The 8,224-nt window shown below is 61.9% G+C and carries 8 protein-coding genes and 1 tRNA gene; 8 read left to right on the top strand and 1 reads right to left on the bottom strand.

Features of this window, described 5'->3' with window-relative positions; genetic code table 11:
- Window positions 1-167 precede the first annotated feature (167 nt).
- From OXG98_11520 to OXG98_11490, 7 genes are all read left to right on the top strand, one after another.
- Window positions 168-707 (top strand): HNH endonuclease, encoded by a 540-nt coding sequence (locus tag OXG98_11520; GenBank protein MCY3772631.1) that lies wholly within the window; start codon window positions 168-170, stop codon window positions 705-707.
- Window positions 692-1,438 carry a segregation/condensation protein A gene (locus tag OXG98_11515; GenBank protein ID MCY3772630.1) on the top strand — a complete coding sequence of 249 codons (747 nt, stop codon included), beginning with the start codon at window positions 692-694 and terminating at the stop codon, window positions 1,436-1,438. The genes OXG98_11520 and OXG98_11515 overlap by 16 nt, the downstream gene beginning before the upstream one ends.
- Window positions 1,439-1,451: 13 nt before the next feature.
- Window positions 1,452-2,144: an SMC-Scp complex subunit ScpB gene (gene scpB / locus OXG98_11510; GenBank protein MCY3772629.1), complete on the top strand. Its 693-nt coding sequence runs from the start codon at window positions 1,452-1,454 to the stop codon at window positions 2,142-2,144.
- Window positions 2,145-2,189: 45 nt separating this feature from the next.
- Window positions 2,190-2,852: a pseudouridine synthase gene (locus OXG98_11505; protein ID MCY3772628.1), complete on the top strand. Its 663-nt coding sequence runs from the start codon at window positions 2,190-2,192 to the stop codon at window positions 2,850-2,852.
- Between the two features lie 75 nt (window positions 2,853-2,927).
- Window positions 2,928-4,922 carry a 30S ribosomal protein S1 gene (gene rpsA / locus OXG98_11500; GenBank protein ID MCY3772627.1) on the top strand — a complete coding sequence of 665 codons (1,995 nt, stop codon included), beginning with the start codon at window positions 2,928-2,930 and terminating at the stop codon, window positions 4,920-4,922.
- Window positions 4,923-4,959: 37 nt separating this feature from the next.
- Window positions 4,960-6,414 (top strand): tRNA (N(6)-L-threonylcarbamoyladenosine(37)-C(2))-methylthiotransferase MtaB, encoded by a 1,455-nt coding sequence (gene mtaB / locus OXG98_11495; GenBank protein ID MCY3772626.1) that lies wholly within the window; start codon window positions 4,960-4,962, stop codon window positions 6,412-6,414.
- 53 nt (window positions 6,415-6,467) lie between these two features.
- Window positions 6,468-6,541: transfer RNA gene (locus OXG98_11490), tRNA-Arg, on the top strand.
- Between the two features lie 2 nt (window positions 6,542-6,543).
- On the opposite strand, the gene OXG98_11485 is transcribed toward OXG98_11490, so the two are convergent.
- Window positions 6,544-7,302 carry a recombinase family protein gene (locus tag OXG98_11485; protein ID MCY3772625.1) on the bottom strand — a complete coding sequence of 253 codons (759 nt, stop codon included), beginning with the start codon at window positions 7,300-7,302 and terminating at the stop codon, window positions 6,544-6,546.
- A gap of 244 nt (window positions 7,303-7,546) precedes the next feature.
- Between OXG98_11485 and OXG98_11480 the strand changes: the two genes are divergently transcribed.
- Window positions 7,547-8,029 (top strand): ribosome maturation factor RimP, encoded by a 483-nt coding sequence (locus OXG98_11480; protein ID MCY3772624.1) that lies wholly within the window; start codon window positions 7,547-7,549, stop codon window positions 8,027-8,029.
- Window positions 8,030-8,224: the final 195 nt, after the last annotated feature.

The following is an 8,224-nucleotide window of genomic DNA, read 5'->3' as shown; positions in this document are numbered from 1 at the left end:
CGAGCCCATGGCCGGGCGACCTTCCAGCCCTCGCGAAACCCAATAAAACTATGGACGGAAGCCCGTGAGAAACCTACATTGTCTAGGTTTAGCGGGGATCGTTCCCCTAACCGGTTCTGGATCGTTTCGCGAGGGAGGAACTGGGGTTTCGGAAAGGCATGCAAGGCATGGTAAGCGAACATGTCCTCGTTCTGAACCAGAACTACGAGCCCTTGAGTGTTTGCACGGCAAGGCGGGCGGTCATTCTCGTTTTTCTGCGCAAGGCGGAGATCATTGACAAGTACGCGGACCCGGTGCGGGGCGTGTACACGCTGTTCGACCGGCCCAGTATCGTCAGGCTTGTGAACTTCGTTCGCATACCCAGCAAGGGCATCATGCTGTCCCGGAAGAACATCCTCAAGCGCGACGGCCACCAGTGCCAGTACTGCAGCACTACGCGGGGACCGTTGACCGTGGATCATGTCCTGCCCAGGTACCTGGGCGGAGCGGACAGTTGGGAAAACATGGTGTGCGCCTGCCAGCGGTGCAACAATAAAAAGGGAGACAGGCTGCCGGAGGAAGCGAACATGGTGCTCAGGCGCAAACCCAAGGCGCCCAGCAGGATACACTTTATACGCGATTTCATAGGCATCCACCATCAATCCTGGCGCCCCTACCTGTTTCTCAAGAATGAACGACCGGAAGAAGTGTTATGGCCTACCAGGTAAAACTCGAGCATTTCGAGGGACCGCTGGATCTCCTGCTGTTCCTGATCAAGGAACACGAGGTGGATATCTACGATATTCCCATCTCGCTGGTCACGCAGCAGTACCTGCAGTACCTCGAACTGCTCAAGCTGCTGGACCTCGAGGTGGGGAGCGAGTACCTGCTCATGGCGGCGACGCTGCTTCGCATCAAGTCGAAGATGCTCCTGCCCCGCAGGCCCGAAGAGGATGAAGAAGAGGCCGCCGACCCGCGGGAAGAACTCGTGCAGCGGTTGCTGGAGTACCGGCAGTTCAAGGAAGCGGCGGGCGTGCTGAATGAACACCAGGACCGTAACGCGGACGTGTTCTACCATCCGCCCGTGGAGAACTGGGACGAGGACCTGAATGGCGTGGAAACGCTCGACACCCGCCTGGCGGGCAACCTGAATCTCTGGGACCTGCTTCAGGCGTTCAAATTCACGCTGGACCGCGCAAAAGACGATTTCGACCGTACCGTCGAGCGGGAGACCGTTTCGATCGAGGACCGGATGGAAAACATCCTCGATAGCCTGAAGACGCGGAAGAACCTGTTCTTCAGTTCCCTGTTCGAGGAAGACCTCTCCCGGTCGTTTCTGATCATCACCTTCCTGGCCCTGCTGGAGCTCATCCGGCAGAACCGGGTGGTTTTCGAGCAGACCGATACGCTGGGAGAGATCTGGCTGACCCTGGCCGATTCGGTGAATTCGTCGTCGTGAGGCAGCAGACGGGATGCAAAAGCAACTGGTCATGGACGAGGCGCAGCTGGACGAATACCGCGCGATCACGGAGGCCGTGCTCCTGGCCAGCGATGCGCCGCTGAGCCTGAAGGAACTCAGCCGCATCATGGACGATGCGGGCGAGGAATTGATTGGTCGCTGCATAGAGGCGTTGAACGAGAAGTACGAGACGGGCGGCCACGGCTTCGAGATCCGGCACGTGGCGAACGGCTACCAGTTCAGCAGCAAGGCGGCCTATGCGAAATGGATTCGTCAGCTGTACCGGGGCAGGATTCCGTCCCGCCTGACGCAGGCGGCCCTGGAATGCCTGGCGATCGTCGCCTACAAGCAGCCCATCAGCCGGACGGAGGTGGAAGCGATCAGGGGCGTGAACGTGGACGGCGTGTTGCGGACGTTGCTGGATCGCAACCTCATCCGGATCGCCGGGAGAGGCGAAGGCGTCGGCCGGCCGATCCTCTATGCGACGACAGGCGATTTTCTCAGGTATTTCGGGCTCAACAGGCTCTCGGACCTGCCCAAGCTGGACGAGTTGAACGAATTGTTGAAGGACCAGGATATCGTGCTGACCGAAGAAGACGAGGAGCCCGACCAGGCGTTGTTCCCGGGGCCGGGACGACCGGGCGGACCGGGACGGCCCGTCGCCGAAACGGACGAAAAGATCGCGTCGGGCGATGAGACTGAATAGATACCTGGCCAGGCGGGCGTCGCCTCCCGGAGGCGCAGCGAATCGATGATCGTGTCCGGCCGGGTGAAGCTGAACGGAGAGACGGTCGTTTCCCTGGCCACGCAGGTTCGGCCCGATGCCGACCTCGTGACGGTCGATGACCGGCCGCTGAACGCGCCCGCGGCCCGGAGGTGTTACCTGCTCAACAAGCCGGCCGGGTACCTGACCACGATGCACGACCCGTTCCGGCGGCCGACGGTCGCCGCGTTGATCCGGGATATTCCGGAACGCGTCTTTCCGGTTGGACGGCTGGACCGGGACACGGAGGGTCTTCTGCTCTTCACCAACGACGGCGCGTTGGGTTACAGGCTGATGCATCCCCGTTTCGGCTTCGAAAAGGAATACCACGTACTGGTGAAGGGCGTGCCGCGGGAGGACACGCTGGGCAGACTCAGAGAAGGCGTTACGATCGAAGGCAGGACCACGGCGAAGGCGGGCGTTGACGTCCTTCGGATAACGGAAACCGGCACCTGGCTTTCGATAGTGCTGCACGAGGGACGCAAGCGTCAGATCCGGAGAATGTGCGGCCGCGTAGGGCATCCCGTGCTTCGGCTGATCCGGGTGCGTCTGGGCGGCCTGGTGGACCGGGATCTGCCTGCCGGGAAGTGGCGTGCGCTTACGAAGGGCGAAATCGAAGAACTGGAACCGGAGGTCGGCTTGTCCGGTTAAAAGACTTTTTTGTCAGGGCGGATTGGCGCCGGTGCGGCGGCGGTCCGTGTTTTTCATTCATCAAGGAGGATGAACATGCCAGAGGACACACCGAAGACTTCCGAGGTCGAGGAGACCGAGGCGTCTTCTTCACCCGCCGAGTCCGCGGAGGCGGCTAAAGAGGTATCTGCGGAATCCCCCACGCCGGAAGCCGAGGTCGCCGTGGAAGCGGAGGCCGATGTCGAAACGGAAACCGCCGTGGCGACCGAGACGGCCAAGCCGACCAAGCCGACCGCCGAAACGGAGCCCGCTCCCTCGAAGCGTCCGTACAGGCTGCCCAAGTGGGTGGACGAGCAGGACCTGAATCAACAGGAACTCGAAGAATACGAACAGATGTTCCAGATGTACGACGAGACCCTGAAGGATATCGTGGAAGGCGAGATCGTTCCCGGCCACGTCATCTCGGTTGAAAACGGCGAGGTCGTCATCGACGTAGGGTTCAAGTCGGAAGGCGCCATACCCCTTTCCGAGTTCACCGACCCCGACGAGATCGAAGTCGGCCAGGAAATCGAAGTCTTCCTGGAGGACATGGAAGCCCAGGAAGGGCAACTCGTCCTGTCCAAGCAAAAAGCCGATTTCATGAAGGTCTGGGACAAGATCAAGGACGCCCACGAAGAAGGCGCCGTGGTGGAAGGCCAGATTCTGCGGCGCATCAAGGGCGGACTGGTAGTCGACCTCTTCGGTGTGGACGCCTTTCTGCCCGGTTCCCAGGTGGCTTTGAAGCAGACGCCGAACCTGGACCAGTTCATCGGCGAGAAGCTCCCGTTCAAGATCATCAAACTGAACAAGAGCCGCCGGAACATCGTGGTCTCCCGCCGCGTGGTGCTCGAGGTCGAAAAGGAGAAGCAGAAGCAGGCGATCATCGCCGAACTCGACCGGGGCCAGGTCCGCAAGGGCGTGGTCAAGAACATCACGGATTTCGGCGCTTTCGTGGACCTGGGCGGCATCGACGGACTGCTGCACATCACGGATATCTCGTGGGGACGCATCGGCCATCCCTCGGAACTGGTGACGATCGGCAGCGAGATTACCGTGGCCATCCTGGAATTCGATCGGGAACGGGAGCGCATTTCTCTCGGCCTCAAGCAGCTCGAGCCCTATCCGTGGGCGAACGTCGAGGAGAAATACCCGGTCGGTTCGAAGATCACGGGGCGGGTCGTGAGCATCACGGACTACGGCGCCTTTGTGGAACTCGAGCGAGGCGTCGAGGGGCTGATTCATATCTCCGAAATGTCCTGGACGAAGCACGTGACCCATCCGTCGAAGATGGTCACGGTCAACGAGAACGTGGACGCGGTCGTCCTGAAGGTGGATCAGCAGAACGAGAAGATCTCCCTGGGCATGAAGCAGACCCAGCCGGATCCGTGGCTGTCACTGAACGAGCGGTACACCGTGGGCACCATGGTCCGGGGGCGCGTGCGCAACATCACTGCTTTCGGCGCCTTCGTGGAAATCGAAGAGGGGATCGACGGACTGGTCCATATCTCCGACATGTCCTGGACGCGGCGCATCAAGCATCCGAGCGAGGTCGTCAAGAAGGGTGAAGAGATCGACGTCATGGTCCTCAACATCGATCCCGAGGCCCGGCGCGTATCCCTCGGCATCAAGCAGGTCACCGAGGATCCGTGGCTGTCGCTCGCAGAGGTCTACCCGGTAAACACCGAGACGACGGGGACCATCATCCGTCTTCTCGAACGGGGCGTGGTCGTCGAGCTTTCTCACGAGGTGGAGGGATTCGTCCCCATTTCGCAACTCAACCATCCGGAAATCAAGCGACCGGGCGATGCCTTCAAGGAGGGTGAGGAGATCCCGTTGAAGGTCATCGAATTCGACGGCAAGAACCGGCGGGTCGTGCTCAGCGTCAAGGCCTACTTCCGCGATCGCGAGCGGGCGGAAATCGACGAATACCTGAGCCGGCACCCCGTGGCGGGCACCGTGATCGGCGATGTCGTGACTGTGGAAGAAGAAGCCGTCACAGCGGAAGCCGCCCCGGCGGAGGAAGCCGCCCCGGCGGAGGAATCGGACGGTTGACCGCCGGCGCATGGCCGGCAGGGCAGGGGTTTTGGGCGTGACTGATCCCGCCGGGCCGGCCGCAACCCGCGTAACGGACGCTCCGACGGTAGCCCTGCACACGCTGGGCTGCCGTCTGAATCAGTACGAGACCGAAGCCATCCGCGAGCAGTTCGTTTCCCGGGGCTTTCGCGTCGTACCCTTCAACGCGCCCGCCGATGTCTACGTCGTCAACACCTGCACGGTGACGAACCAGGCCGATGCGCGGGCCCGGCAGTCCCTCCGCCAGGCCGTTCGGCGTCGGCCCGGGGCCACTGTCGTAGCCACGGGTTGCTACGCCCAGACCCATCCCGGCCAGCTCCTGGACATCGAAGGGGTGGACCTCGTCCTGGGAAACGTGGAGAAGGGCGACCTCGTCGAACATGTGCTGCGTGAGCGCGGGCACCTCCATCCCGTGTCCAGGGTGACGCGCAGGGCGGAGATGACCCGTTTCGACGAGCGCCTCGACGTCTCTACCTTCGAAAACCGCACCCGGGCCATGCTCAAGATCCAGGACGGATGCGATCAGTTCTGTTCGTTCTGCATCATACCCTGGGCCCGCGGCCGGCACCGCAGCCTCCCGCCGGACGCCGTGCTCCGCCAGGCCCGTTCCCTGATAGACCGGGGCTACGCCGAGATCGTGCTCACCGGGGTCCACCTGGGCGAGTACGGATCGGACCTGTCCGCGCCCGCCTCGCTGTCCGCGCCTGCCGCGCTGAACGCGCCCGTCTCGCTGAACGAGGTCGTCCGCCAGATCCTGGAGCAGACCGCGCTGCCCCGCCTGAGGCTGAGTTCCATCTGGCCCACCGCGGTGGACCGGGACCTCATCGACCTGCTCCGGACGCACGCGCCCAGGCTGTGCCGGTACCTGCATCTGGCCGTTCAGCACGGCGACGACGGCCTGCTTAAGGCCATGCGCCGGACCTATACGGCTGGTGAGGCCGGGGACGGCGTCGACCGGCTCGTCGACGCAGTGCCGGATATCAGCATAGGCGCGGATATCATGGTCGGGTTTCCGGGAGAGACCGACGCATCCTTTCAGCGCATGTACGACTGGCTGGACCGTCTGCCCTTCGCCTATTTCCACGTATTTACCTATTCGAAGCGGGACCACACCCGGGCCGCCCGGATGCCGGACCAGGTCCCCGCGCCCGTTGCCCGGGAGCGAAGCCGGCTGCTTCGTACCTTGAGTGACCGGAAATCGGCGGCCTATAACAGCCGCTTCATGGGCAGGACCCTGCCCGTGCTGGTCGAGGAGGAATCGGGTGGTCCACCTGGGCCGCCCGGCCCGCATGGTCGGCTTGGGCGAGCCTGGCAGGGCATGACGGGAAGGACGGACCACGGGCTCAGGACATGGTTCGACGGCGGCGCGGTACAGGCGGTCCGGATGAATACCTTCGTCGAAGTAGAGGTGGTTTCGACCGACGCTGAGGGCGCCGCCGGCCGGCTTTCCGAACCCGCCGCCATTCCCTGAAATGGATTGACACGGTTCTCAGCCGACCGTTATATTGCGGGTGGAAATTACTCGCGCCAGTAGCTCAGCTGGATAGAGCGACGGCCTCCGGAGCCGTAGGTCAGAGGTTCGAATCCTCTCTGGCGTATATCACGTCGGACCAGCCTGCCCCTTTTCCTGGCCGCTTTCGTCCTCCTCGGCCAGGTAGAGTTCGTTTTTCAGCAGATAGCTTACCGTGGACGCATACCAGCGGGTTTCACGGGCGAGCGTCGAAGCACGCTTGGTGGGAACGCCCATTTCATTGAGCTCGTCGGCGATCTTGCGCAGGCTTCTGCCCTCGGCGCGCCAGGTCCTGACCTGCCTGATGATCTCCTGCTCCCGGGCGTTCGGCACCAGTTGGTTGCCGGAAAGGTCGTAACCATAGGGGGTTACGCCGTATGCGAACCGGTTGGTCTTCTTCAGGCGGATCGCGTTTTTCGTTCGTTCGGCGGGCAGGTCGTGGGCCATGCCGGCCAGCACCGTGAGCGTGCTCAGGACCACCTGGCCCGTTTCCCCGTCGGTCCGGACCGACAGGCCGTCGAGGTCGAGCACATGGCACACGACGTCCTCGCCGGACCAGGCCTTGAGGCAGCGGGACGTTTCGGACGCCGACCTGAACAACCGGTCGAGGCGCCAGATCACGACGTGCTGGATACCCTTCGATTCCACCATGTTGACCAGGTCCCGGCCGCCCAGCCGTTCTTCAAGCGGGATGAACGCCTCGACGCGGAGGTCGAGGATCACCAGCATGATGTCGAGACCGTTTTCGGCGCAGTAAGACCGAAGCCGCTTTTCCTGGTCCGCCCTTCGAAAGGGATGCTTGCGGGTCTCCATCGGGCCGACCCTGATATAGCAAACCGCCTTTTTCATGCGGCGTCTCCTGGAAGGTCTGAACCGCGTTGTTTGACGTGTCCTTCAGGACTAAACATATTTTGTGTCTTTTCACGATCCAAGGACTTTTTCGGGACCGCCCCGAAAGGGGCCGGGAATCGGCGTAAACTTTTTGCTTGCTTGGCTTAACATGCCCCCCTATATTAGAGCGGTGCTGCAGAAGTGGGCGAAGTAGTGCCCGCTTTTTTTATGTGGTTTTCGGGATGAATCGTGAAATTACGCGATGGAAACTGACCGCGATTCGATTGTCCGGAACGTTTCGTCGCTCGCCAGGCCGCTTGTCGACGAAGCCGGGTTCGAACTGGTGGATATGGAGCTGGCGGGCAGGCCGGGCAGTTACGTCCTGAGACTGCTGATCGAAAAGCCGGGCGGCGTTACGATCAACGACTGCGTGGCCATAAACCGCGAATTGTCCTGCCTGCTCGACATGGAAGACCCCATCCCGTCCCGCTATACGCTCGAGGTCTCGTCGCCCGGGCTGGACCGGCCGTTCAAGACGGAAAGAGACTATCGGCGGGCCCTCGGCAAATGGGTTAAGGTCGTATCCGTAGACGGCGACGGCGGATCGGTTACCCGCGTGGGGTGCCTGGAGGGCATCGGGGACGGTACAGTCGAAATCGTCTGCGGCGAAGAGAAGCACCGTATTCCCGTCGCAAGCATCAGGAAAGCCCACCGGGAATTGGAACATGGATGGGATAAAGGTTAGGAGAGGGAGTTTCAGGTAATGAATTACGAGGTTATCGAAGCGCTGGCGCAGATCATTCGGGAGAAGAACGTGGACCGGGAAGTGGTCTGGGACACGGTGAAAACCGGCCTGGTCACGGCGGCGAAGAAACGATTCGGCACGGGCGACGACAATGTCGAGGTACGTGTCGACGAAAAACTCGGCACGATCGAGATG

The sequence above is a fragment of the Gemmatimonadota bacterium genome (assembly GCA_026706345.1).
GTDB lineage: Bacteria > JAAXHH01 > JAAXHH01 > JAAXHH01 > JAAXHH01 > JAAXHH01.
Note: the sequence above shows the minus strand (reverse complement) of the source record. Positions and strands in the feature narration are given on the sequence as shown.